We start from the raw sequence: 23,585 nt of genomic DNA on the forward strand, positions 1-23,585 counted from the left end.
CCATACTCCTGGGCGATTTGATTGATGGTCTTCATCCCGCCGAGCGCCTCCAGCCCCACCTTGGCCTTGAACTCCGGCGGATGAACTCTGCGTTTTTTTGATTCAGTCATTGGTAACCCGTTTTTTTGGATAGTGTCCCACTTAAACACCTGTCCCAAATTCGGGGTCCACTTCACAGCATCAGTTCACGAATTTCTTCGGGGGTCGCGCCATTGGTCAGTGCGCCACGAATATGGGCTTTCAGCTCTTGCTGCTTGCCTTGCGCGGTCAGCATGGCCACGGTGATCAGGCTGCGGGTTTTCAGGTCCAGGCCGGGGCGTTGCCACACGTTGCCCCAGGCGTTGCGGGTGATGAATTCCTGCATGGGCTGGGTGAATTCGGTGGCGGCGCCCAAGGCCCGGTCCACATAGTCGGCACCCATCACCTGGTTGCGGGTGGTCAGGCCGTTTTGAAAGGCCTCATCGGTGGGCCAGGCTTGGGGCGATGCAGGGGCTTTGGGTGCGGACATGGGCAACTTTCAAGTTGATGGAGAATAGCCAAAGCATAAACACTTCGAGACACGCCATGAGCACACCCACCAAGCCCCGTTACCCCGCCCCCGACATCATGGACTTGCCCGACGACATCAAAGCCAAAGTGCTCGAAGTGCAGGAAAAAGCCGGTTTTGTGCCCAACGTGTTTTTGGCTTTTGCCCGCCGGCCGGCCGAGTGGCGAGCCTTTTTTGCCTACCACGATGCTTTGATGGTGCCCGAGTCGGTGGGGCGCAGCAGCGGCCTGACCAAGGGCGATCGCGAGATGATCGTGACCGCCACCAGCGCCGCCAACAAGTGCCTGTATTGCGTGGTCGCCCACGGCGCCATTTTGCGCATCTACGAGAAAAAGCCTTTGGTGGCCGATCAGGTGGCCATCAACCACCGCAAGGCGGACATCACGCCCCGCCAGCGCGCCATGCTCGACTTTGCGCTCAAGGTCTGCCAGCACTCGGATGAGGTGGAAGAAGCCGACTTTGTGGCGCTGCATGCCCACGGCTTTGACGACGAGGACATCTGGGACATCGCGGCCATTACCGCTTTCTTTGGCTTGAGTAACCGCATGGCCAGCTTCAGCGGCATGATGCCCAACCCCGAGTTCTACCTGATGGGCCGCGCGCCCAAGACCCAGCCCGCTGCGTGATTTTTAAGTGGCCTTTTGCACGGTCTTTTAAAAACCTGAACAATACAGTTTGGTAACAAAATTGGTTATCTCTCACCCACCACCATGAACACCCACCCCGCTGCCCCTTCTGAACTGACCATACGCCGTTTGAGCGTGGACCTGAGCCAGGGGTTTTCGCGCCACTGGAACGGCGGCGATGCGTTTTTGACAGCTTATGCCAACGCCTTGTCGATGAGCTTTCCGGTGGGCGAACAGTCTTTCATGGATGCGGTGAAAGCCGGGGCCACACACCTGCCCGAGACACCCGAGAATGCCGAGCTCAAACAGCTTGCCAAGGGCTTCATTGGCCAGGAAGCCACGCATCGCCACTTGCACGGCCTGTACAACGCACACCTTGAAAAGCAGGGCCTGGTCAACCGTTGGGGCCCCCGTGCCGAGCGCCGCCTGAAAAAAGGGCGTGAAGAATTCTTCAGTAAAAGCGACAAGGGCTATTTGCACGAATTGGCCATCACCGCCGCCTTTGAGCACTACACCTCCATTTTTGGCGACATCACGCTCGAGCGCATGGACCAGCCCGGCGATTGGTTTGCCCATGCCGAAAAGCCGCTGCAAACCTTGTGGCGCTGGCATGCTGCCGAAGAGTCTGAACACAAGTGCGTGGCCTTTGACCTGTACCAACGCCTGGGCGGCAACCACACCTGGCGCATGCGCTGGTTCTGGTTCGTGACCATCCAGTTCATCACCGATGTTGTGCGCCAGACAGTCAACAATCTGTGGCACGACAAGACGCTTTTCAAGCCTTCAACCTGGTGGTCTGCCGCCAAGTTTTTGGTCGGTCGCCACGGCTTGGTCTGGCGCGTGGCCAAACCCATTTGGGCTTACACGCGCAAAGACTTTCACCCCATGCAGGTCGGGCACCCCACCCAATCGCAAGACTGGCTGCAAAGCCATGCCAACCAGTGGCGCGCTGTGGGCCAAGCCCAGGCCAGCGTGCAGGCCCCTGCACAAGCCTGATCAGGGCGTGACCAGCGCCTTGACCCAATCGGGCAAGGGAACAGATTTTTGCTTGGGAAAGTCGACCCAGATCGTGGTGGCGCCGCCAGCGGCAAACACCTCGCCGGGCTGGTCGGTGCGCTCCAGCGTGCACCAGCTTTCAAACGTGGTGCGGCCCGGGTCACTCACATACATGGTGGCCAGGATGTCCCCGGGGTATTCGAACTGTTTGTAAAAGTTACAAAACGCGTTCACGATCACCGGCCCTTCGCCTTGCGGGTTCAGGTCGAAGCCGATGTGGTCAAACCAGTCGATGCGGATGGTTTCAAGGTAGCGAAAGTAAACCGTGTTGTTGACATGGCCCATGGCGTCCATGTCGCCCCAGCGGATGGGGATGACCAATTGGTGCACCTGCTTTTTGATCTCGGGCAAAACGTACTTCATGCCTGGCCCCTCAAACGGCAAAACCATCGTCGGCAGCGATCACCGCGCCATTGATGAAATGGCTCTGGTCGCTGGCCAGCAGCATGAGCAGCGCATCCAGATCCTGGGGCTGCCCGACACGCTTGCGGGGCAGCATGCTGATGAGCTTTTGGCCCTGCTCGGTTTGCCAGTGGTGGTGGTTGATTTCAGTGTCGATGTAGCCGGGGCAAATCGCGTTGACGTTGATGCCGAATCTGCCCCATTCCACCGCAAAGGCCTTGGTCATCTGCACCACAGCGGCCTTGCTCATGCAATACACCCCGATTTGCGGCAGCACCTTCAGCCCGGCCATCGAGGCGATGTTGATGATGCGCCCGCCCGTGAAGCTGCCGGGGGCCGCCCCCTTGGCGCGTGCCAGCATGCGCTTGCCCACCTCTTGCGCGACAAAAAATGCACCTCGCACATTGGTGTCAAAGACGAAGTCATAGTCCTCTTCGGTCACATCTTGAATGCGCTGGGTGGTGCTCACGCCCGAGTTGTTCACCAAAATGTCGATACTGCCCATCTCGGTTTCGGCGTGCGCCACGGCGGCCGCAATGCTATGACGGTCGGTCACATCGAGCTCGACCACATGCGCATCGCCGCCTGCAGCCTCGATCTCGGCGCGCAGGTCTTTGAGTTTCTCGACCCGGCGGCTGGCCAGCACCACGCCCGCACCGGCTGCGGCCAGGGTTTTGGCAAATTGGGCGCCCAGGCCACTTGAAGCACCGGTGACAAAGGCCACGCGGCCAGACAGATCGATTTCGTACGCCATGACAATTCCTTCCAGGGGTTCGTGTTTGCTGCTGAAAACAGCTATCCCCATTGTGCGGGGGAATGGCCCTCAAGACGCATAAAATGAGTCGCCCGCCCGACACGCTGTGTGCACGAGGCCCCAAGCATTCACAACTTCCCAAAAGAGACGTTCATGAGCCCCGAAGAAATTCTCAGCACCTACGGCCCCCGCGAATCCATGCCCTACGACGTGGTCGTGGTGGGTGGTGGCCCCGCTGGCCTGTCGACCGCGATCCGCCTGAAGCAACTGGCCGCCGAAAAAGGCACCGATGTGTCGGTGGTCGTGCTTGAAAAAGGCGGTGAGCCTGGCGCCCACATTTTGTCGGGCGCCATCATGGACCCCAAGGCCCTGAGCGAACTCTTTCCCGACTGGAAAGCCATGGGCGCTCCGCTCAACCAGCCCGTTACCGGTGAAAACTGGAGTTTCCTAAGCGAGACCGGTGCCACCCGCACACCCGACATCTTCTTGCCAGAGTTTGCACAAAACCACGGCAACTACATCATCAGCCTGAGCAATTTCACGCGCTGGTTGGCTCAGCAGGCTGAGAACCTGGGGGTCGAAATTTTCCCTGGCTTTACCGCCGCAGAGGTGCTGTACAACGACGACGGCAGCGTCAAAGGTATTGCCACAGGCAATCTGGGCATTGGCAAGGATGGGGAGCCCACCGAAAACTTCCAGCTCGGCATGGAACTGCACGGCAAGTACACCGTGTTCGCCGAAGGCGCACGCGGTCACCTGGGCAAACAGCTGATCGCCAAGTACAAGCTCGACGAAGGCCGTGATCCGCAAACCTATGGCATAGGCATCAAGGAAGTCTGGGAGATCGACCCTGCCCGCCACACGCCCGGGTTTGTCATGCACACCGCTGGCTGGCCCATGAACAACGACACCTATGGCGGCGCTTTCATGTACCACATGGAAGACAACAAAGTGGCGATTGGCTACGTGGTCGGACTGGACTACGCCAACCCTTGGCTCAGCCCGTTTGAAGAGTTTCAGCGCTGGAAGACCCACGCCAACATCAAGTGGTACTTCACCAACGACAAGGGTGAGGTCAACGCCAAACGCATTGGTTACGGTGCCCGCGCGATCACCGCAGGCGGCCTGATGAGCCTGCCGAAAACCGTGTTCCCGGGTGGCGCCTTGGTCGGCTGCGATGCCGGTTACCTGAACGTGAGCCGCATCAAGGGTAGCCACGCCGCCATCAAGACCGGCATGCTGGCGGCCGAAGCGGCGTATGACGCCATCGTGGCGGGTCGCGAGCACGACGAGCTGAGCGCATACCCCGAGGCTTTCGAGGCCAGCTGGCTGCACACCGAGCTGAACAAGTCACGCAACTTCAAGGCCTGGTTCAAGAAGGGCCTGACGGTGGCCACCTTGATGAATGGCTTTGAGCAGTTTGTGCTGCGCGGTCATATCCCCTGGACGCTGCGCCGTGACAAGCCGGACCACGTCTACCTCAAGCCTGCCGCCGAGTGCGAACAAATTGTCTACCCCAAGCCCGATGGCAAGTTGACGTTTGACCGACTCTCCAGCGTGTTCATCAGCAACACCAACCACGAAGAAAACCAGCCGGCGCATCTGACTTTGAAAGACGCCTCGGTGCCCGTGGGCATCAACCTGGCGAAGTTTGGCGGCCCCGAAAGCCGTTACTGCCCGGCCGGTGTTTACGAGTACGTGAAGAACGAGGACAACAGTGATCGCCTGCAGATCAACGCGCAAAACTGCGTTCACTGCAAAACCTGCGACATCAAGGACCCGACGCAAAACATCGTCTGGGTCACGCCCGAAGGCGGTGGTGGCCCGAACTACACGGGCATGTAACTGCCACTAAGATATTAAAAGAGGCTCACAGAGCCTCTTTTTTAGCCCATTGGGTTCGGCATGACCAGGTCGCCATGGCATCTGCACCCCCGCGAAAACCCGTAGTCAAACCACCCTCACTGCACCCCATAATCAAACTTGTATGACAAATTGATTCCCGATTTGCCATCGTCCATTGATCCACGAGGAGCTACAAATGAAATTGAGCAAACTGATGTTGGGCCTGAGCTTGGCCCTGGGTGTGATGACCATGGCTTCTGCGCAAATCACCATGCGCAACAGCATTTCGATAGGACAGAACTCCCACCAGGGTGAAGCCATCGACACGCTGGCCAAAGAAGTTGAAAAGCGCACCAACGGGCGCATCAAGATCCAGAACTTCTACTCTGGCTCCTTGGGCGGCGAGCGCGAGTCGATCGAATCGGTTCAACTGGGCACCCAGGAACTGGCCACTTCTTCGACAGGCCCCGTGCCCAACTTTGTGCCAGAAGCCCGGATTCTTGACGTGCCTTTCCTGTTTCGTGACAAGGCGCACGCACGTGCCGTACTCGACGGCCCCATCGGCCAGGAGTTGCTGACCAAGTTCGATTCCAAAGGCTTCAAGGCTCTGGCTTGGGGCGAGAACGGTGTGCGCCACATGACCAACAGCAAGCGCTCGGTGAACGAACCTGGCGACCTGAAGGGTCTGAAAATGCGCACCATGGAAAACCCCGTGCACGTGGCCGCCTACAAAGGCCTGGGCATCGTGACCACGCCCATGGCCTTTCCTGAAGTGTTCACCGCCTTGCAACAAGGCACTGTGGACGGTCAGGAAAACCCCCTGTCGGTGATCATGGCAGCCAACTTTGACCAGGTGCAAAAGCACCTGTCGCTCACAGGCCACGTGTACTCACCCGCCATCATCTTGATGAACAAGGCCAGTTACGACAAGTTGAGTGCCGCTGACAAGCAAATCTTCCTGGATGCCGCCAAAGAAGCCGTCAAGGTCAACCGTGCGCGTGTGGACAAGGACGATGCCAACGGTGTGGCCGAATTGCGCAAAAAGGGCATGAACGTGGTCGAGAACGTGGACAAGTCCAAGTTTGTTGCCACTTTGGGCCCCATCAACGCCGAGTTTGAAAAGCAGTTTGGCAAAGCCAACCTGGACCGCATTCGCAACTACAAGTGATCTGATCCCTCTGGCAACGCCCGACCGGTTTAGGCTGGCGGGCGTTTTTCAATTCAGCAATGTGACGGGCCGATGAAACAACTTTTTTTACGCTTTGAGCACTGGACCACCTCATTTTCGATGATGGTCGCCTGCCTCATGATGGCCTTGGCCTCCGGCTTTGGCATCCACCAGATCGTGACCCGATTCATCCTCGAATCCCCCGCTGAATGGACCGAAGTGCTGATCCGATTCAGTTTGATCTGGATGGTGTTTCTGGGCATCCCCACCGCTTTTCGGCAAGGCGCCATGGTGAGCGTGGACATGCTATACCGCATGAGCGGTGAACGCATGCGCCGCGTTCTGGACAGCGTTGTAGCCATCGCGGCCCTGACGCTTTGCGGCATCATTTTGTGGTGGGGCTGGGACTATGCCCACCGGGGCAGCGTGCAGTCGATGATCGGCCTCGAGGGCGTGTCCATGTTCTGGGCTTATTTGTCCATGCCGGTGGGTGCGGTGTTCAGCATCATCGGCATCATCGGTTTTTGGCTCGACCCCATCCGCATGGAAATGGAGACTGCACAATGAGCTTCGTCATGCTTTTCACGATGCTGCTGTGCTTTGCACTCACCATCTCGGTGGCCGTGTCCATTGGTTTGTCGGCGGTGGTCGGCATTCAGGTAGGCAACGCCAACATGCTCATTTCCGTGAAGGAAATGTTCAACTCGATCAACAAATTTCCGCTCGCCGCCATCCCGTTTTTCATCTTGGCGGGCAACCTGATGGAAACCGGTGGCATCTCTCGCCGACTGGTGGAGTTTGCCAAGAGCATCGTCGGCGGCGTGCAAGGTGGCTTGCCCATGACTTGCGTGTTGACCTGCATGATCTTTGCGGCGGTCTCCGGCTCTTCGGTGGCCACAACCTTCGCCATTGGCGCGATCCTGATTCCGGCCCTCATCAAACACGGCTACCCAAGACCATGGGCCACGGCCTTGCAAGCGACCTCTGCGGAGTTGGGGGTGATCATTCCCCCCTCCATTCCCATGATCTTGTTTGGCGTCAGCGCCGAAGTCTCGATTGGTGAACTCTTCGTTGCTGGCGTGGGACCTGGCCTGCTGATTGGTTGCGCCCTCATGCTCTTTGTCTGGCTTTATGCCAAATTCAGAGGCTGGGGCAAGAACGATGGCGATGGCCGTCTGAGTTTTGGCAAAGCCACTTGGCAAGCGGGGTGGGCCTTGATGATGCCCGTCGTTGTGTTGGGCGGTATCTACGGCGGGATATTCACGCCCACCGAAGCTGCGGCCGTGGCGGTGTTTTATTCCTTCATCGTCGGCACCTTGATCTACCGGGAGATCGGATTTCGGGACATGTACAACATTCTGCGCAAATCGGTCATTTCGAGCGCAGTGATCATGTTCATCATCGCCAATGCGGGCTTGTTCGCCTTCTTGATCACCCGTGCTGGCGTGCCTGCGGCCATTGGCCTGTGGCTGGAGGATGTGTTGAAGTCGCCCATCTATTTCCTGCTGGGCATCAACGCGGCCTTGTTCATCATCGGCATGTTCATCGAAACGGGCGCAGCCATCATCGTGCTGGCCCCGATCCTGGTGCCGGTAGCCGTGCACTTCGGGATCGACCCGGTCCACTTTGGTATGGTGATGGTGGTGAACCTGGCCTTGGGCATGATCACCCCGCCCTTCGGCGTGAACCTGTTTGCCGCCTGCACGGTGGCCAAAATTTCGCTCGACCGGATCATCAAAGACCTGATCCCTTTCATCTGCGTGATCCTGGCATGCCTGATGCTGATCAGTTATGTGCCTGAGATTTCCCTGGCTTTGCGCGATCTGGTTTACAACAAATAAAGTTAGAATTTGCATATGTCAGGAGAGCGCCCGACCTGCTTCATCCCCATGAAACAGGTCTGGCCGCCGAAGGCGCAGGCGGTTTGAAAGCTGCTGAACGCTCAGGCAAAAGGACTGACAAAACGTCTTTCTTGAAGGCGTTACCTCACTGGAGAGAGGTGCCGGGCCATCGGGCCACGGCATCCACCGAAGGAGCAACCCGCAGAACGCCCTAGCATACAAGGCTTCCCGGCGAATCTCTCAGGTAAAGCGGACAGCGAGGGCAAGCCACAGCATGTGCTGTGGTTTTTCATTGCCCTTGGAGTTTTTTGTGAACGCTACCGACGACTTGCTCACCACCCCCTTGAACGCCCTGCACATCGAACTGGGCGCGCGCATGGTGCCCTTTGCGGGTTACAGCATGCCGGTGCAATACCCGGCCGGCCTGATGGCCGAACACCACCACACACGCACTGCCGCCGGCCTGTTTGATGTCTCGCACATGGGTCAACTCAGCCTGTCGGGACCTGGGGCAGCGGCCGCTTTGGAGAGCCTGATACCCGTTGACGTGATGGGCCTGGGCATTCACAAACAGCGCTACGGCCTGCTGCTCAACGACGAGGGCTGCATCATCGACGACCTGATGTTTGTGAACCGGGATGTGTCGAATGGGGGTGACTTTTTCGTGATCGTCAATGGCGCCTGCAAGCAAGGCGATCTGGCGCACATCCAGCAACGCATCGGCAGCCGCTGCACCCTTGAGCCGCAATTTGACCGCGCCCTGCTGGCCCTGCAAGGCCCGCAAGCGGTGACCGCCTTGCAGCGCCTCTTGCCCGGCGTCGAAAAGCTGGTGTTCATGACCGGCGCAGGCTTTGAAGTGGGCGGTGCTGACTTGTACGTGACCCGCAGCGGCTACACCGGCGAAGACGGTTTTGAAATCTCGCTGCCCGCGCACGCCGCTGAAGCCTTCGCGCGCCTCCTGCTGGCCCAGCCCGAAGTCAAACCGGTGGGCTTGGGTGCCCGCAACTCGTTGCGCCTCGAGGCCGGACTGTGCCTTTACGGCAACGACATTGACACCACCACCACCCCGGTCGAAGCAGGCTTGAACTGGGCCCTGCAAAAAGTGCGTCGCACGGGCGGTGCCCGGGCGGGTGGGTTCCCGGGTGCGGCCAAAATATTGGCGCAACTTGACGGCACGGCCCCACCACAGCGCCTGCGGGTCGGTCTGGTTGGCCTGGAGCGCATACCAGTTCGCGAACACGTGGCCTTGCACAACGAGCAAGGCCAAATGGTGGGCGAGGTCACCAGCGGACTGCTGGCCCCCACTGCCGACAAACCCATCGCCCTGGCCTATGTGCAGGCAGATCATTCGGCCTTGGGCACACGCCTGAACGCCATGGTGCGCGGCAAAGCCGTCCCCATGGCCGTCAGCCCACTGCCCTTCGTGCCCAACCGCTACCACCGCGGCTAAAAATTAATCGGGGTCAGATCCCAATTAACCCCACTCATTTCCCAAACAATCGGGATCTGACTCCAATTCAAATACCAACCCTCCAGGAGCCCTGACATGATCAAGTACACCGAAGACCACGAATGGTTGCAAATTGACGGCGACACCGCCGTTGTCGGCATCACACACCACGCGCAGGACGCGCTGGGCGATGTGGTGTTTGTTGACCTGCCCGAGGTGGGCAAAAGCTTTGCGGCCAAAGAAGTGGCCGGGGTGGTCGAGTCCGTCAAGGCGGCCGCCGATGTTTACATGCCTGTGGACGGCGAGATCATCGAGGTCAACGAGGCCCTGCGCGCCGACCCCTCACTGGCCAACTCGGACCCTTTGAACCAGGGCTGGTTTTTCAAGGTCAAGCTGTCCAACCACGCGCAAGCCGACGCCCTGCTGGACGAAACGGCCTACAAACAATTCTCCGCTGGCTAAAAAATCACCCCGCGCACCCCGCATCGATCAGGAGCGAACATGCTGATGTCTACCCTCAAGCCCTTGGGCGAACTCGAAAATCCATCCGAGTTCATCGCTCGTCATATTGGCATCAGTGCCGCCGATGAGCAGCACATGCTCAGCGTGATTGGCGAAGCCTCTCGCCGCAGCCTGATCGAATCCATCGTGCCGCGCAGCATCACCCGCGCCCGGCCCATGGATTTACCAGCCCCGGTCACCGAAGCCGCTGCGCTGGCCGAGCTCAAAAGCATGGCGCAAAAGAACCAGTTGCTCAAGAGCTTCATCGGGCAGGGCTACTACGGCACGCACACACCGGGCGTGATCCTGCGCAACATCCTGGAAAATCCCGCTTGGTACACCGCTTACACGCCCTACCAGGCCGAGATCAGCCAAGGCCGCATGGAAGCGCTGGTGAACTTCCAGACCATGGTGACCGACCTGACGGCCATGGACATCGCCAACGCCTCCATGCTCGACGAGGCCAGCGCAGCAGCCGAGGCAATGACACTGGCGATGCGCACCGTCAAAAGCAAGAGCCGGGTCTTCGTGGTCTCGCGCGCCTGCCACCCGCAAACCATCGAAGTGATCCAGACGCGCGCCCAACCGCTGGGCATTGAGGTGCTGGTGCCGCAGAGTGCTGACGCCTTCAGTGCTGCGCTCCAAGCCGAACATTTTGCCGCGTTGGTGCAGTACCCCTGCAGCACCGGGCTGGTGGAAGACCTGAGCGGCTATGCCGCTCAGAGCCATGCGCAGTCGGCCGCGTTCATCGTGGCCGCTGACCTGCTGGCCCTCACCCTGCTCAAGCCCCCTGGCGAAATGGGTGCCGACATCGTGGTGGGCACCACGCAACGCTTTGGCATGCCCATGGGCGCAGGCGGTCCACACGCCGCCTTCATGGCTTGCCGCGACGCCTACAAACGCTCTCTGCCAGGCCGCTTGGTGGGCGTGAGCGTGGACGTGCATGGCAAACCCGCCTACCGCCTGGCACTGCAAACCCGCGAGCAGCACATCCGCCGCGAAAAAGCCACCAGCAACATCTGCACTGCGCAGGTGCTGCCCGCCGTGGTGGCGAGCATGTACGCCGTGTACCACGGCCCTGAGGGATTGAAGCGCATTGCGCGCCGCGTGGCGAGTTACACCGCGATCTTCGCGCAAGGCCTGCAGAGCCTGGGGTACAAGTTGCGCAAAGAGACCGCCTTTGACACGGTATGGATCGCCATCGGCGAGTCCTCGGCCTCGCTCATCGCGCGAGCCCAGCAAGCGGGCATGAACCTGCGCAAGGCTTGCGACAAGAGCGTGTCGATTTCGCTGGACGAAACCACCACGCGCGAGGACATCACCGCCCTGTGGCAAGTTTTCGCCATCGAGTCAACTACCCAGGCCTCAACACTGCCCAGTTTCGAAGTGTTTGAAAAAGGCGTAGAGCCCCTGATCCCGACCGAGCTGCGCCGCACCAGAGCCTTTCTCAGCCACCCGGTGTTCAACCGCTACGCCTCCGAAACCGGCATGCTGCGCTACATCCGGCAGCTGTCCGACAAAGACTTGGCGCTGGACCGCAGCATGATCCCCCTGGGCTCTTGCACCATGAAGCTCAACGCCACCAGCGAGATGATCCCCATCACCTGGCCCGAGTTTGCCAACGTGCACCCCTTCTCCCCGGCAAGCCAGCTGCAAGGCTACGCCCAACTGGACCAGCAGCTGCGCGAGTGGCTGTGCCAGGCCACCGGCTACAAGGGCATCAGCCTGCAGCCCAATGCCGGCTCTCAAGGCGAGTACGCCGGTTTGCTGGTCATCCAGGCCTACCACTGCGCACAGGGACAAGGGCACCGCAACATCTGCCTGATTCCCAGCAGTGCGCACGGCACCAACCCCGCCAGCGCACAGATGGTGGGGATGCAGGTGGTGGTGACCCAATGCGATGCCAATGGCAACGTGGACATGGACGACCTGCGCGCCAAATGCGAGCAACACAGCGACAAGCTTGCCGCGGTGATGATCACCTACCCCAGCACCCATGGGGTGTTCGAGACGCAAGTCAAAGCACTTTGTGAACTGGTGCACCAGCACGGTGGTCGGGTCTATGTGGACGGTGCCAACATGAACGCGCTGGTCGGCGTGGCGGCCCCCGGAGAGTTTGGCGGTGATGTGAGCCACCTGAACCTGCACAAGACTTTCTGCATTCCGCATGGCGGTGGCGGCCCCGGCGTTGGCCCCGTGTGCGTGGTGGAAGACCTCGTGCCCTATTTGCCTGGCCATGCCACAGGCGGCATTCAGGTCAATGGCGTGGGGGCCATTTCTGCCGCGCCCCTGGGCAATGCCGCCGTGTTGCCCATCAGCTGGATGTACTGCCGCATGATGGGCGCCGAGGGTCTGAAGCACGCCACCGAATCGGCCATTCTGGCAGCCAACTACATCAGCCAGCGCCTGGCAGACCACTACCCCACCCTGTACGCCAGCCCAACGCCCGATGGTCGCCACCTGGTGGCCCATGAGTGCATCCTCGACTTGCGCGGCCTCAAAGACAGCTCGGGAGTCATGGCCGAGGACGTGGCCAAACGCCTGATGGATTACGGCTTCCACGCGCCCACCCTGTCCTTTCCGGTGGTCAACACCTTGATGGTCGAACCCACCGAGAGCGAAACCCTGCAAGAACTGGACCGCTTCATCGAGGCCATGATCGCCATCCGCGAAGAGATCCGTCTGATCGAAAACGGCACCTGGCCGCAAGACAACAACCCGCTGAAAAACGCACCGCACACCGCCGACAGCCTGCTGGTTGGCGAATGGAATCGCCCCTATGGCCGCGAGGTCGGCGCAGCGCACGCCCAGCGCGTGCCCGGCAGTGTGAAGTACTGGCCCCAGGTGGGCCGTGTCGACAACGTTTATGGGGATCGCAACCTGTTTTGCAGTTGCATTCCAGTGAGCGATTACGCATGAGGGGGTTCACATCGCGGCCTCTGACCGCGATGAATTCCTTCATAAATGTTTCTCGAATTCTAGAAATACCAGGACATACCGATTAAGATCAAACTCCCGCATCGGGAGAGACTGTCGAAACAACAGACAGCGCCGAAGGAGCAACCACCCCGGAAACTCTCAGGCCAAAGGACCGATGCAGGCAGGCACCCCATCCTCAAATGAGGTGCCACACACTCTGAAGAGCAACCAGGGTTCGTCACCCCGGTTCACCGCAGGAGCAAACTGAACAGCACGTTCGGTGAATCTCTCAGGTTTCAAACAGAGGGGGTCATGCAACACGCATCCGGCGTGCCGCATGCCTTACTGTTTGAGACGTTGATTTGAGAGAACTTGCATGAATCATTCAGCAAAACACATGGTCATCATTGGTGGTGGCATCACGGGCGTGACCAGCGCTTATGCCCTGGCCCAACAAGGCATCCAGGTCACCCTGATCGAAAAAAACCGCTATCCCGGCATGGAAACGTCATACGCCAACGGTGGGCAATTGTCGGCCTCCAATGCCGAAGTCTGGACCCACCCTTCCACGATCATCAAGGGGCTGAAGTGGATGCTCAAAAGCGATGCCCCTCTGTTGATGAACCCCACGCCCACTTGGCACAAAATCAGCTGGATGGCCGAGTTCATCGCCGCCATTCCCAAGTACAAGGACAACACGGTGGCCACCGCGCAACTGGCCATTGCTTCGCGCGAGCACCACTTTGCATGGGCCCAAGCCGAAGGCATTGAGTTCGACCACAAGCGCGAAGGCATTCTGCACTTTTACCGCAATAAAAAAGGCTTCGACCACGCAGGCCAAGTCTCCAAATTGCTGGCGCAAGGCGGCCTGCCCCGACGCGCCGTCACCCCCGCTGAAATGAAGGCCATCGAGCCCACACTGCATGGCGATTACTACGGTGGCTACTTCACCGAAAGCGACTCGACAGGCGACATCCACATGTTCACCTACGGGCTGGCCAAGGCCTGTGAGCGCATGGGCGTGAAGATCCTCAATGAACACGAAGTCCTGAGCGTGGCGGCCAATGGTCAAAGTGCTTTTGTACAAGTGCAACACGCAGGCGAAACCGACACCCTCACCTTTGACGGCATCGTCATCTGTGCGGGCGTGCACAGCCGACGCCTGGCAGCTCAACTGGGCGACCGCATCAACATTTACCCGGTCAAGGGCTACTCCATCACGGTCAATCTGCCGGATGCCGCCAGCCAGGGCGCCGCCCCCCAAGTCAGCTTGTTGGACGACGAAACCAAGCTGGTCACCAGTCGCCTGGGCGATGACCGCTTCCGTGTCGCTGGCACCGCCGAGTTCAATGGCATCAACCTGGACATTCGCGCTGACCGCATCCAGCCTTTGATCCAATGGGTTAACCAGTGCTTCCCGGACATCGACACCCGCCGCGTGGTGCCCTGGGCCGGCTTGCGCCCCATGATGCCCACCATGCTGCCGCGTGTGGGCGCAGGCAAAAAATCCAATGTTTTTTACAACACCGGCCACGGTCACCTGGGCTGGACCTTGTCCGCTATCACGGCGCATCAGTTGGCCGGGCATGTGCTGGCGTGGTCACACGCCAACTTGTCGGTTGCAGGCCCCACAAGCTTGGCGCGAGCCTGATCCCCCCCGACACCAGGAGCGTCCGCATGGCTATTTCGGTATTTGATCTCTTCAAAATTGGCATCGGTCCCAGCAGCTCCCACACCGTGGGCCCTATGCGGGCAGCACGGCTGTTTGTGCAGGATCTGCACAGCCATAACTTGTTACAACGCACTGCACGCGTGCGCTGCAACCTTTATGGATCATTGGGCGCGACAGGCAAAGGGCATGGCAGCGACAAAGCGGTGTTGCTCGGCCTTTGCGGCTATGAGCCGGAAACGGTGCCGGTGGAAGAGATCGAGCCAGCCATTGCGCGCATCCGAGCCGGGCGGTGTCTGCCATTACTGGGTATCCACACCGTGGCCTGGCAGGAGAAGGACGATCTGCTGTTTTACCGCAACCAAAGCTTGCCATTTCACGCCAATGGCATCAAGTTGTTGGCATGGGACGCCACTGGCGCGCTCCTCGCAGAACGCACCTACTACTCGGTGGGCGGTGGCTTTGTCATCAGCCAAGAGTTGGCACAGGACGGTGAGCGCCAAAAACGCTTGATGCCAGACAGCACGGCGCTGCCCGTGGCCTTTCGCAGCGGCGACGAGTTGCTGCAACGCTGCCGCGAACACGCCTTGAGCATCGCGGGCGTGATGCGCACCAACGAGCGGCATTGGCGCAGCGATGCCGACATCGACAAGGGATTGCTGCACCTGTGGGTCACCATGCAAGACTGCGTCGCGGCGGGCTTGCGCAACGACGGCATCTTGCCTGGCGGCTTCAAGGTCAAACGACGCGCCCCCCAGCTGTGGCGCAACCTGACGCACCAGCCCGAGAAGGCCCTGACCGACCCTTTGGCCGTGTTGGACTGGGTGAACCTGTATGCACTGGCAGTGAACGAAGAAAACGCTGCTGGCGGTCGGGTGGTTACGGCGCCCACCAATGGCGCGGCAGGCATTGTGCCTGCGGTGCTGCACTACTACCGTCGCTTCGTGCCTGGCGCTACCGATGCGGGTTTGATCGACTTTTTTCTCACCGCAGGAGCCATCGGTATTTTGTACAAAGAAAACGCCAGCATCAGCGGTGCCGAAGTGGGCTGCCAAGGCGAGGTGGGCGTGGCCTGCAGCATGGCCGCTGGTGCTTTGTGTGCGGTGATGGGTGGCTCGCCCGAGCAAGTTGAAAACGCCGCTGAGATTGGCATGGAGCACCATTTGGGCCTGACCTGTGACCCTGTGGGCGGGCTGGTGCAAATTCCCTGCATCGAGCGCAACGCCATCGCCTCGGTCAAAGCCATCAATGCGGCCCGCATGGCGCTGCATGGGGATGGCAGCCATTTCGTCAGCCTGGACAAAGTCATCAAAACCATGCGCGAAACCGGTGCGGACATGAAGACAAAATACAAGGAAACCGCTCGCGGAGGACTGGCCGTCAACATCATTGAATGTTGAGCCGACGCGTCTGCACATGCCTACGCCCATTGGGCACAGCACCACACACCACACTGAGAAAAACATGCACACCACACCTCAGCAATTTGCCAGTGACAACTACGCAGGCACCTGTCCCGAGGCGCTGCAAGCCCTGCTGGAGGCCAACGCCAGCGGCCACGAGCCGGCCTATGGCGATGACCGCTGGACCGAGCGCTCCACCAACATGCTGCGCGAGCTGTTCGAAATCAATTGCGACGTGTACTACGTCTTCAACGGCACCGCTGCCAACTCCCTCGCTCTTGCCGCCATGTGCCAGAGCTACCACTCGGTCATCTGCACCCCGGTGGCGCACATCGAAACCGATGAATGCGGAGGGCCGGAGTTTTTCTCCAACGGCTCCAAATTGCTGGTGGCCGAGGGTCTGTCCACTGCGGCGCACCGCGGCAAACTCACGCCCGAGGCGATTGAAACCTTGGTCACCAAACGCAGCGACATCCACTACCCCCGACCCAAGGTGGTGTCCATCACCCAGGCCACCGAACTGGGCACGGTCTACAGTGTGGACGAAGTCAGCGCCCTGTCGTGGATGACCCAAAAACACAGCCTTAAATTCCACATGGACGGGGCTCGTTTTGCCAACGCCGTGGCGCACTTGGGCTGCAGCCCGGCAGAGATCACCTGGAAGGCGGGGGTGGACGTGCTGTGCTTTGGCGGCACCAAAAATGGCCTGCCGGTGGGTGAGGCGGTGGTCTTTTTTGACCGTTCGCTGTCGCAGGACTTTGCCTGGCGCGTCAAGCAAGCCGGGCAGTTGGCCTCCAAGATGCGCTTCATTTCAGCCCCTTGGGTGGGTTTGCTCCACAACAACACTTGGCTGTGCAATGCGGGTCATGCCAATGCGATGGCTCAACGCCTGTACGCTGGCATGTTGCAGGTCAAAGGTGTCCAGGTTTTGCACGCCCCCGAGGCCAACGGCGTGTTCGCCCAATTGCCCAAACCCCTGGTAGAGGCCCTGCATGCCAAGGGCTGGAAGTTCTACCAGTTCATTGCCGGGGGTGGCTGCCGCTTCATGTGCGCCTGGGACACGACGCAAGCCTCGGTCGACGCCTTGCTGGCCGATATGTACTGTTTGAACGACTGAGCCAGGACGATCACTCCAGCCCGAGGAGCATCATGGACAGTAAGCATCACGCACACCACTCGCTCATGTGCCTCAGGAGAACAAGACCGCCATGCCCCTCCAAGTCCTACCTGTTGATTATCTAAACCCAGCTCACCGCTCTGCCCTGGTGATGCTGCTGGATGCCTATGCCCAAGACCCGATGGGCGGGGGCGAGGCTCTGGCGCAGGATGTGAAGGCGCGCTTGTGCGATGACCTGGCCGCACGCAGAGATGTGGCCAGCTTCATCGCCTGGCTGGGGGATGCGCCCGTGGGCTTGGTCAACTGCATCGAGGGCTACTCGACCTTCAAGGCACGGCCCCTGATGAACATCCACGACATCGCCGTGCTCCCGGGCCACCGGGGCGCGGGGGTGGGCCAGGCTTTGCTGGCAGCTGCCGAGCAGCACGCCAAGGACCGCCACTGCTGCAAGCTGACCTTGGAAGTGCTACGAGGCAACACGTGCGCTTTGAAAAGCTATCTGGGCTTTGGCTTTGAGCCTTACGCGCTCGACCCGGCAGCGGGCCAAGCCAGCTTCATGCAGAAGTGGCTTTAGCCAGAAGCCACTGCTCTTTGAGCCAGCGCTTGAGTTCGGCGTCATTTTGAATGCGACGCAAATCGGCCGCCAGGCTGTCGGCGGTGTGACGCTGGTCGGCCTGGATGCGCTGCAGTGACAGGCTCAGGACCTCTTCGTCGGCATCGGCGCGCACTGGCAAGCACAACTCTTGGCTCAAACGGCTTTCCAGATGATCCAGATCGTCTTCGAGCGCGGCCACCTGCTCCTTGAGCCACAAAGACATGGCGATCAGCTTGTCGTCGGCGATACGTGCCGTGCCTGCCTTATTTAGGAGGTTGACCTGCGCCACCTGCATTTGCAGGCGCAGCAAGGTGGTCAGGTCGTTTTTTTCATAAGCCGCATTGACCTCGCTCATCAGCCCGGTCTTGCGCAAGCGCTCTGATTCGACGGGCTCGCGGTCAGGATGCAAGGCTCTGGCCAACTGCCTGAATATCGTGCGGATGGCGCTTTTGGCATCGGTCTCGCGCGCCATCGCCGGAGAAATTTCGCCCTTTTCAGCCGCAGCGCTTTTTTGATTCGCTTTGCGGGCTGCGCGCTTGGCGGCCTTGCGGTCGTCGTCGGCCTTTTGCTGGCGTTGCCACTGGCGCATGCCGGCGGCCATCATTTCTTCGGGGGTCTGGTACTGGCTGGGCTTGTCAATCGGCTGGCCCAGGGCTTCTTCAATTCGTTCCCGCAGGCGCTGCGCTGCCTCAGCCTGTTCCTCTGCCGCTTCTTGTGTGTCCTCTTCGCTCACGTACAAATTGGCCAGGGCCTGCACCTGGGGGTCGGCTGTGGCGGCCAGCGCACCGAGCAGACTGCGCAACTTGCCACGGGCCATGCGTTGCTGCTGCACCGTAAAGTCTGCCGTTTGCAAGCGTTCATGCAAAAAGAACAGCAGGTTTTTCCGGTGCGCCTGGGCCTGTTGTGCCGACGCTCTCAAGGCTTGAATGTGGCTGTAACGGTGCCGGTCAGACCAAGCCTCGAGACGCTGAATGTGCCCCGTCAGCAGCTCAATCCGGGCCAGCAATTCGTTGAAGCGCTGCTGGGCAGGCGTGAGCTTGGCTTGTGCCGTAGCCTGCACCGCCAAGGCGGACAGGAAAGACAGGGAATTGGAGGGCGTTTCTGGGGAAGATGTCATCTGAAGAGCATCGTGCGGCAATCAAACCATGCCTCTGGATGTTAACGCCTCACCATGTCGGAGCGACGCCCACGCACCCGTTGATAATCCCCCCACCGATTTGAAATCTGCCCCCCCCATGCCAAGCCCCGCCCCGTTCAAGATTCTGAGCATCATCCCGCCGATGACGCAGCTGAACACGCCCTACCCGTCCACGGCTTACCTGACGGGTTTTTTGCGCGCGCGGGGTTTTGATGCTTTGCAGGAAGACCTGGCGCTGGCCACGGTGCTGGCTTTGCTCAACCGCCAGGGCCTGACCGATTTGCGCGATGCAGCGCTGGCCTTGCCCCTCGAAGACCGCTCAGGGCCGGTCAATTTTTTCCTCGACCATTTTGCAGACTACGCCCAGACCATTGACCCGGTTATCGCCTTTTTACAAGGCCGCGACAGCACCCTGAGCCACCGCATCGCGGGGCGGGGCTTTTTGCCTGAAGGCCCCCGCTTTGTCGCCCTGGATGCCTACGAAGACGATGGCACAGGCGACCCGATTGGCTGGGCCTTTGGTGCTTTGGGGCAAACCGACCGTGCGCGGCATTTGGCCACCTTGTATTTGAACGACTTGGCCGACGTGTTGCGCGATGCCGTCGATGAGGGGTTTGAGTTCGTGCGCTACGCAGAACGCCTGTCCGCCAGCCAACCCAACTTTGACGCCTTGGCCGAGGCCCTGGCACAGCCCGCCCATCTGATCGACACCACACTGGAACGCCTGGCGCTGCAGGCCATTGACAGGCACCAGCCCCATTTGGTGCTTTTGTCCGTGCCATTTCCCGGCTCGGTTTATGCGGCGTTTCGCATCGCCCAATGCATCAAGCGCACACACCCGGACATCCGCATCGGGCTGGGCGGCGGCTTTGTCAACACCGAGCTGAGAGATCTGGCTGACGCCCGCGTGTTTGACCATGTCGACTACATCACCCTGGACGGTGGTGAGCGGCCCTTGCTCAACCTGATCGAACACCTGCAAGGAAAACGCAGCACCCAGCGCCTGGTGCGCACCTTCATCAAGAACGACGCAGGCCAGGTGCAATACATCAACCTGAAAGAGCCCGACATCCCCTTTGAAGAGGTGGGCACCCCCACCTGGGACGGCTTGCCCTTGCAAAAGTACTTGTCGCTTCTGGACATGCTCAACCCCATGAACCGGCTGTGGAGCGACGGCCGCTGGAACAAGCTCACTGTGGCGCATGGCTGCTACTGGAAAAAATGCAGCTTTTGCGACGTGAGCCTGGACTACATCAGCCGCTACGAGACGGCCAGCGCCAGCACGCTTGTGGACCGGATTGAGCAGATCGTGGCCGAAACGGGCCAAACCGGCTTTCACTTTGTGGACGAAGCGGCGCCGCCCAAAGCCCTCAAAGCCCTGGCCGAAGAACTGCTGCGCCGGGGTGTCCAAATTTCGTGGTGGGGCAACATCCGTTTTGAAAAAACCTTCACCCCCGAGCTGTGCGAGTTGCTGGCACAAAGCGGCTGCATCGCCATGTCGGGTGGGCTAGAGGTCGCGTCCGACCGCTTGCTGCAACTCATGCAAAAAGGCGTCTCGGTCGAACAAGTGGCTCGGGTGACCAAAGGCTTTGCCGATGCGGGCGTGCTGGTGCACGCCTACCTGATGTACGGCTTTCCGACCCAGACCGTGCAAGACACGGTGGATGCGCTGGAATACGTGCGCCAGATGTTTGAAAACGGCTGCATCCACAGCGGATTTTTTCACCGCTTTGTCTGCACGGTGCATTCACCCGTGGGCCTGAACCCCGATGCCTATGGCGTCAAGCTGATGCCCTTGCCCGAGGGCCAGTTTGCACGCAACGATGTGGGCTTTGTGGACCCCACTCCGCTGGGCCAGGGCATCGACCACGACCTGCTGGGACAGGGCCTGAAAAAGGCCATTTACAACTTCATGCACGGTGTAGGCGTTGAAAACGACGTGCGCCAATGGTTTGAGCTGCCCAAAGGGCAGTGCCCCAAGACCACAGTACCCCGCCAAAAAATCGCCAAAGCACTGGGCTGAAGCCCTTCGCGCCCCGGGGTATCGCTTCACCAGGCGATGGCTAGCCCTTGGTGGTCCACAAACTGCGCTCGCCCTGTGGGCTGCAAGCCATCCAGCGCGGCCAGCAAACGCCGTGCCGCTTCATCAGGACGCATCGCATCGTCACCTACAAAGGGCTGGCTCAAGCCCGATTGCACGGTGCCAGGCTGCAAAGCCACCACCAGCGCCAGCGGCCTGCGCCGGGCGATTTCGATGGCCGATGTTTGCAGCAGCATGTTGAGTGCCGCCTTGGCCACACGGTAGCCATACCAGCCGCCCTTGCGGTTGTCTTCGATGCTGCCCACCCGCGCCGACAACTTGCCCCAAATAACCCGCTGACCCGTGGCCAGCAAGGGCGCAAAGTGCTTGAGCAACAAGCCGGGCCCCACGGCATTGAGGTGCAGCGCGGCCAGCAGGTGCGAGGCATCCAGTTCGTCCAGGCGCTTTTCAGGGCCGCGCCCGTTCACGGTCAAGGCGCCCGTGGCGTCCAGCACCAAATGAAACGGCCCTTGCGCTGCCAGCGCCAGCGCGCAGGCCTGGATGCTGGGCTCGCTCAGCACATCCAGCCCAGGCATGCTTTGCCGCGACACGCCCAGCACCGACGCACAACGCGGGTCGCTTTGCAACTGTTGCACCAAGGCGCTGCCAATGGCACCGCTTGCGCCAATCACCAGGGCACGGTAGCCCTCAGGCAGGGAATGCATCATGGTCGGGTTTTACTCGGACGTTGCTGTGCTTGGGGGTCTTGCGGTTTGAGGTCGTATGCACAGCGAAAACCGATGTACACCGCATAAAAATCGGCCGGTTTGAAGGCCTGCACATCGGCTTTCATGTTGAACGCGCCGTACCACCAGGAGCCGCCCACGGTACGGCGCTCCGGGCCACGGGCGTCGCTGGTCCATTCCCAGACATTGGCGCCCATGTCGTACAAGCCGTTCACCCCTTGGCGGGTGTCACCGGCCGGCGCAGCGCGTGGCCAGGGGTCGGCATCGCTGGTGTTGGCCCCTTGTGGGCTGTCTCCGGTGGTCCAGGGGTAGGTACGCCCTTTCACCCAAGGGGCCGGAGGTGCATCGCGAAGCTCGGTAAACCCGGCCTTTTGCCACTCGGCGCCCGTGGGCAATCGGCCCCCGGCCCAACGGCAATAGGCTTGTGCTTCGGCAAAGTCCAGGTGCACCGCAGGCAGGTCGGCTCGGGTCGCCGCACCAGCGGCCAGGCCATCGGGATGTCGCCAGGACCAGCCGGGGCGTCGCTCCCAGCCAGCCCCGTACTCAAAGCCACCACCCTCTTTTTCTGCCCGGGTCACGGTGCCGGTGGCCCGCACGTAACGCTCGAACTGGCCAATGGTGACTTCGGTCCGGTCAATGGCCCAGTTGCCCAAAGGCACTTTGTCGCCCACCTGGGCCATCGCCCCGTGCATGAAAAAAACCATGCCAGGCAGCAAGCCACGCAGCCAAGTCGCAGAAAAAAACGGGCCGTATCTCAAGATGACGCCTCCCCCGACCAACGCCGCACCCACTTTTGCAAGTGCGGTCGGATCGGCAAAAACAAGCGGTAAGCCCACTCAAACGCCCAAGACATGGGCGGCCAGACCGACAACCAACCCAGCCAGCGCCAGCCAGGAAACAGCCGCCACATGACAGAGAAAGCCGCGGCGCCGCTGAACAAACGCCCCTGGCTGTCGCGCACATGAAAACGGGCCATGGCCGCCTCGCAGCTGAGCCCGCCTGTGTCCTGCCCTGCACTGACATCAACCCAGGCCATGGACAGGGCTTGCGGCAAGCGTTGGTAAATGGCGATTTCGCGCCGACACAAAGGGCAGGAGCCATCAAAGTACACCGTCAAAAGTGGCAGCGCAGCGGGCAGCACACTTGGCAAGGCTTGGCTCATGCGGCCAGGTCTCCACGCGCCAGCAAGCGCCCTTGGCGGTCCACCAAAAAGCCTTCACCCAGACCGGGGTAGGCACTGGTCAGCCCGGTCATGATGACCTGGTGCGTGACCCACACTTCGATGCGCCCGGCAGGCATGGCCAGCAAGCGCTCGCGCAAAGCCCGGAGCTGTGCGCTTGCATCACCCTGGCCCGCAAAGGTGCTGTTGAGGGCCGACCAATCCTCGTATTGGCCGAAAGCCAGCCGGGCTGTGTCCTGGCAACGGCACCATTGGCTGCTGCGCACGGCATCGGGCTTGAAACCATGGGCCTGCATCGAGGCCGCCAAACCGCGCGAGGCTTTGCGGCCCGCTTCGCTCAGGTTGCGCTGGGTGCTGCACTGGCCCAACACAAAACCCGGCGGGTCGCCCAAACCCGCTTCGGTCGCGGCATGGCGAATCAACAACACGCCCCCCTCACGCCGCCACAGCCGTGCCAGCTCGGCCAGGGCACCCGTATTGGCCGCTTGCGCCCAGACCGGCAAAGCCAAAGAGGCCAGCATCGGGGCCGCCACAGCCGTGCTCAGGCTGGCCAGCATGGCCCTGCGGTGCAAAAGTTGGGCGGTGTGTTCGCTCATGACAAACGCCTG

21 protein-coding genes, 1 pseudogene and 4 riboswitches are annotated in these 23,585 nt (G+C 60.5%); of the genes and pseudogenes, 14 read left to right on the forward strand and 8 right to left on the reverse strand.

Annotated features, from left to right (window positions below):
* Window positions 1-175 precede the first annotated feature (175 nt).
* Window positions 176-508, reverse strand: a pseudogene (locus B9Z45_RS05045) (carboxymuconolactone decarboxylase family protein); the annotation flags it as partial.
* 56 nt (window positions 509-564) lie between these two features.
* Here B9Z45_RS05045 and B9Z45_RS05050 point away from each other — a divergent pair.
* The gene (locus B9Z45_RS05050; RefSeq protein ID WP_108406148.1) at window positions 565-1,173 is read left to right on the forward strand and encodes a peroxidase-related enzyme; all 609 of its coding nucleotides are present in this window, start codon (window positions 565-567) and stop codon (window positions 1,171-1,173) included.
* An 84-nt stretch (window positions 1,174-1,257) separates the two neighbouring features.
* Window positions 1,258-2,169 (forward strand): metal-dependent hydrolase, encoded by a 912-nt coding sequence (locus B9Z45_RS05055; protein WP_108406149.1) that lies wholly within the window; start codon window positions 1,258-1,260, stop codon window positions 2,167-2,169.
* Here B9Z45_RS05055 and B9Z45_RS05060 read toward each other — a convergent pair whose 3' ends face one another.
* Both B9Z45_RS05060 and B9Z45_RS05065 read right to left on the reverse strand, forming a co-directional pair.
* A complete protein-coding gene (locus tag B9Z45_RS05060; RefSeq protein WP_108406244.1) occupies window positions 2,170-2,592 on the reverse strand; it encodes a thioesterase family protein in 423 nt (140 codons plus the stop codon).
* 10 nt (window positions 2,593-2,602) lie between these two features.
* On the reverse strand, window positions 2,603-3,385 hold the full coding sequence (locus tag B9Z45_RS05065; RefSeq protein ID WP_108406245.1) for an SDR family oxidoreductase: 783 nt from the start codon (window positions 3,383-3,385) through the stop codon (window positions 2,603-2,605).
* 153 nt (window positions 3,386-3,538) lie between these two features.
* Here B9Z45_RS05065 and B9Z45_RS05070 point away from each other — a divergent pair, with 153 nt between their 5' ends.
* The 11 genes from B9Z45_RS05070 to B9Z45_RS05120 all read left to right on the forward strand — a co-directional run bounded on the left by B9Z45_RS05070 (window position 3,539) and on the right by B9Z45_RS05120 (window position 17,872).
* On the forward strand, window positions 3,539-5,230 hold the full coding sequence (locus B9Z45_RS05070; RefSeq protein WP_108406150.1) for an electron transfer flavoprotein-ubiquinone oxidoreductase: 1,692 nt from the start codon (window positions 3,539-3,541) through the stop codon (window positions 5,228-5,230).
* 196 nt (window positions 5,231-5,426) lie between these two features.
* Entirely contained in the window at window positions 5,427-6,398 is a 972-nt protein-coding gene (locus B9Z45_RS05075; protein ID WP_108406151.1) for a TRAP transporter substrate-binding protein, read from the forward strand.
* Between the two features lie 72 nt (window positions 6,399-6,470).
* A complete protein-coding gene (locus B9Z45_RS05080; protein WP_108406152.1) occupies window positions 6,471-6,965 on the forward strand; it encodes a TRAP transporter small permease in 495 nt (164 codons plus the stop codon).
* Entirely contained in the window at window positions 6,962-8,239 is a 1,278-nt protein-coding gene (locus B9Z45_RS05085; protein ID WP_108406153.1) for a TRAP transporter large permease, read from the forward strand. The genes B9Z45_RS05080 and B9Z45_RS05085 overlap by 4 nt, the downstream gene beginning before the upstream one ends.
* A 9-nt stretch (window positions 8,240-8,248) precedes the next feature.
* Window positions 8,249-8,366, forward strand: a riboswitch (glycine riboswitch).
* Window positions 8,367-8,377: 11 nt separating this feature from the next.
* A riboswitch (glycine riboswitch) is annotated at window positions 8,378-8,506 on the forward strand.
* A 7-nt stretch (window positions 8,507-8,513) separates the two neighbouring features.
* Entirely contained in the window at window positions 8,514-9,689 is a 1,176-nt protein-coding gene (gene gcvT / locus B9Z45_RS05090) for a glycine cleavage system aminomethyltransferase GcvT (protein ID WP_370445808.1), read from the forward strand.
* 96 nt (window positions 9,690-9,785) lie between these two features.
* Window positions 9,786-10,151: a glycine cleavage system protein GcvH gene (gene gcvH / locus B9Z45_RS05095; protein WP_108406154.1), complete on the forward strand. Its 366-nt coding sequence runs from the start codon at window positions 9,786-9,788 to the stop codon at window positions 10,149-10,151.
* A gap of 39 nt (window positions 10,152-10,190) precedes the next feature.
* Window positions 10,191-13,109, forward strand: coding sequence for an aminomethyl-transferring glycine dehydrogenase (gene gcvP / locus B9Z45_RS05100; RefSeq protein ID WP_108406155.1), 2,919 nt, complete (start codon window positions 10,191-10,193; stop codon window positions 13,107-13,109).
* A 92-nt stretch (window positions 13,110-13,201) separates the two neighbouring features.
* A riboswitch (glycine riboswitch) is annotated at window positions 13,202-13,294 on the forward strand.
* 22 nt (window positions 13,295-13,316) lie between these two features.
* Window positions 13,317-13,423: riboswitch (glycine riboswitch) on the forward strand.
* A 62-nt stretch (window positions 13,424-13,485) separates the two neighbouring features.
* Window positions 13,486-14,760: a D-amino acid dehydrogenase gene (locus B9Z45_RS05105; RefSeq protein ID WP_108406156.1), complete on the forward strand. Its 1,275-nt coding sequence runs from the start codon at window positions 13,486-13,488 to the stop codon at window positions 14,758-14,760.
* A 26-nt stretch (window positions 14,761-14,786) separates the two neighbouring features.
* Window positions 14,787-16,178, forward strand: coding sequence for an L-serine ammonia-lyase (locus B9Z45_RS05110; protein WP_108406157.1), 1,392 nt, complete (start codon window positions 14,787-14,789; stop codon window positions 16,176-16,178).
* A 64-nt stretch (window positions 16,179-16,242) separates the two neighbouring features.
* Window positions 16,243-17,298, forward strand: a complete 1,056-nt coding sequence (locus B9Z45_RS05115; protein ID WP_108406247.1) for a low specificity L-threonine aldolase — start codon at window positions 16,243-16,245, stop codon at window positions 17,296-17,298.
* 91 nt (window positions 17,299-17,389) lie between these two features.
* Window positions 17,390-17,872, forward strand: coding sequence for a GNAT family N-acetyltransferase (locus tag B9Z45_RS05120; protein WP_108406158.1), 483 nt, complete (start codon window positions 17,390-17,392; stop codon window positions 17,870-17,872).
* Here the strand turns inward: B9Z45_RS05120 and B9Z45_RS05125 are convergent.
* Window positions 17,853-19,010 carry a J domain-containing protein gene (locus B9Z45_RS05125; RefSeq protein WP_108406159.1) on the reverse strand — a complete coding sequence of 386 codons (1,158 nt, stop codon included), beginning with the start codon at window positions 19,008-19,010 and terminating at the stop codon, window positions 17,853-17,855. The two genes, B9Z45_RS05120 and B9Z45_RS05125, sit on opposite strands and share 20 nt — an antisense overlap.
* Before the next feature lie 118 nt (window positions 19,011-19,128).
* Between B9Z45_RS05125 and B9Z45_RS05130 the strand changes: the two genes are divergently transcribed.
* Window positions 19,129-21,054, forward strand: coding sequence for a radical SAM protein (locus B9Z45_RS05130; protein ID WP_108406160.1), 1,926 nt, complete (start codon window positions 19,129-19,131; stop codon window positions 21,052-21,054).
* A gap of 26 nt (window positions 21,055-21,080) precedes the next feature.
* On the opposite strand, the gene B9Z45_RS05135 is transcribed toward B9Z45_RS05130, so the two are convergent.
* From B9Z45_RS05135 to B9Z45_RS05150, 4 genes are read right to left on the reverse strand one after another with little or no spacing between them, the layout of a single operon-like run.
* Window positions 21,081-21,779: a short-chain dehydrogenase gene (locus B9Z45_RS05135; protein ID WP_370445809.1), complete on the reverse strand. Its 699-nt coding sequence runs from the start codon at window positions 21,777-21,779 to the stop codon at window positions 21,081-21,083.
* Window positions 21,776-22,501 (reverse strand): SUMF1/EgtB/PvdO family nonheme iron enzyme, encoded by a 726-nt coding sequence (locus B9Z45_RS05140; RefSeq protein WP_233252082.1) that lies wholly within the window; start codon window positions 22,499-22,501, stop codon window positions 21,776-21,778. Before B9Z45_RS05140 ends, B9Z45_RS05135 begins: the two co-directional genes overlap by 4 nt.
* A gap of 50 nt (window positions 22,502-22,551) precedes the next feature.
* A complete protein-coding gene (locus B9Z45_RS05145; protein WP_108406161.1) occupies window positions 22,552-22,959 on the reverse strand; it encodes a thiol-disulfide oxidoreductase DCC family protein in 408 nt (135 codons plus the stop codon).
* Window positions 22,956-23,573 carry a histidine phosphatase family protein gene (locus tag B9Z45_RS05150; protein WP_233252083.1) on the reverse strand — a complete coding sequence of 206 codons (618 nt, stop codon included), beginning with the start codon at window positions 23,571-23,573 and terminating at the stop codon, window positions 22,956-22,958. Before B9Z45_RS05150 ends, B9Z45_RS05145 begins: the two co-directional genes overlap by 4 nt.
* Window positions 23,574-23,585: the final 12 nt, after the last annotated feature.

The organism is Limnohabitans sp. 2KL-17 (genome assembly GCF_003063415.1).
Lineage (GTDB): Bacteria > Pseudomonadota > Gammaproteobacteria > Burkholderiales > Burkholderiaceae_C > Limnohabitans_A.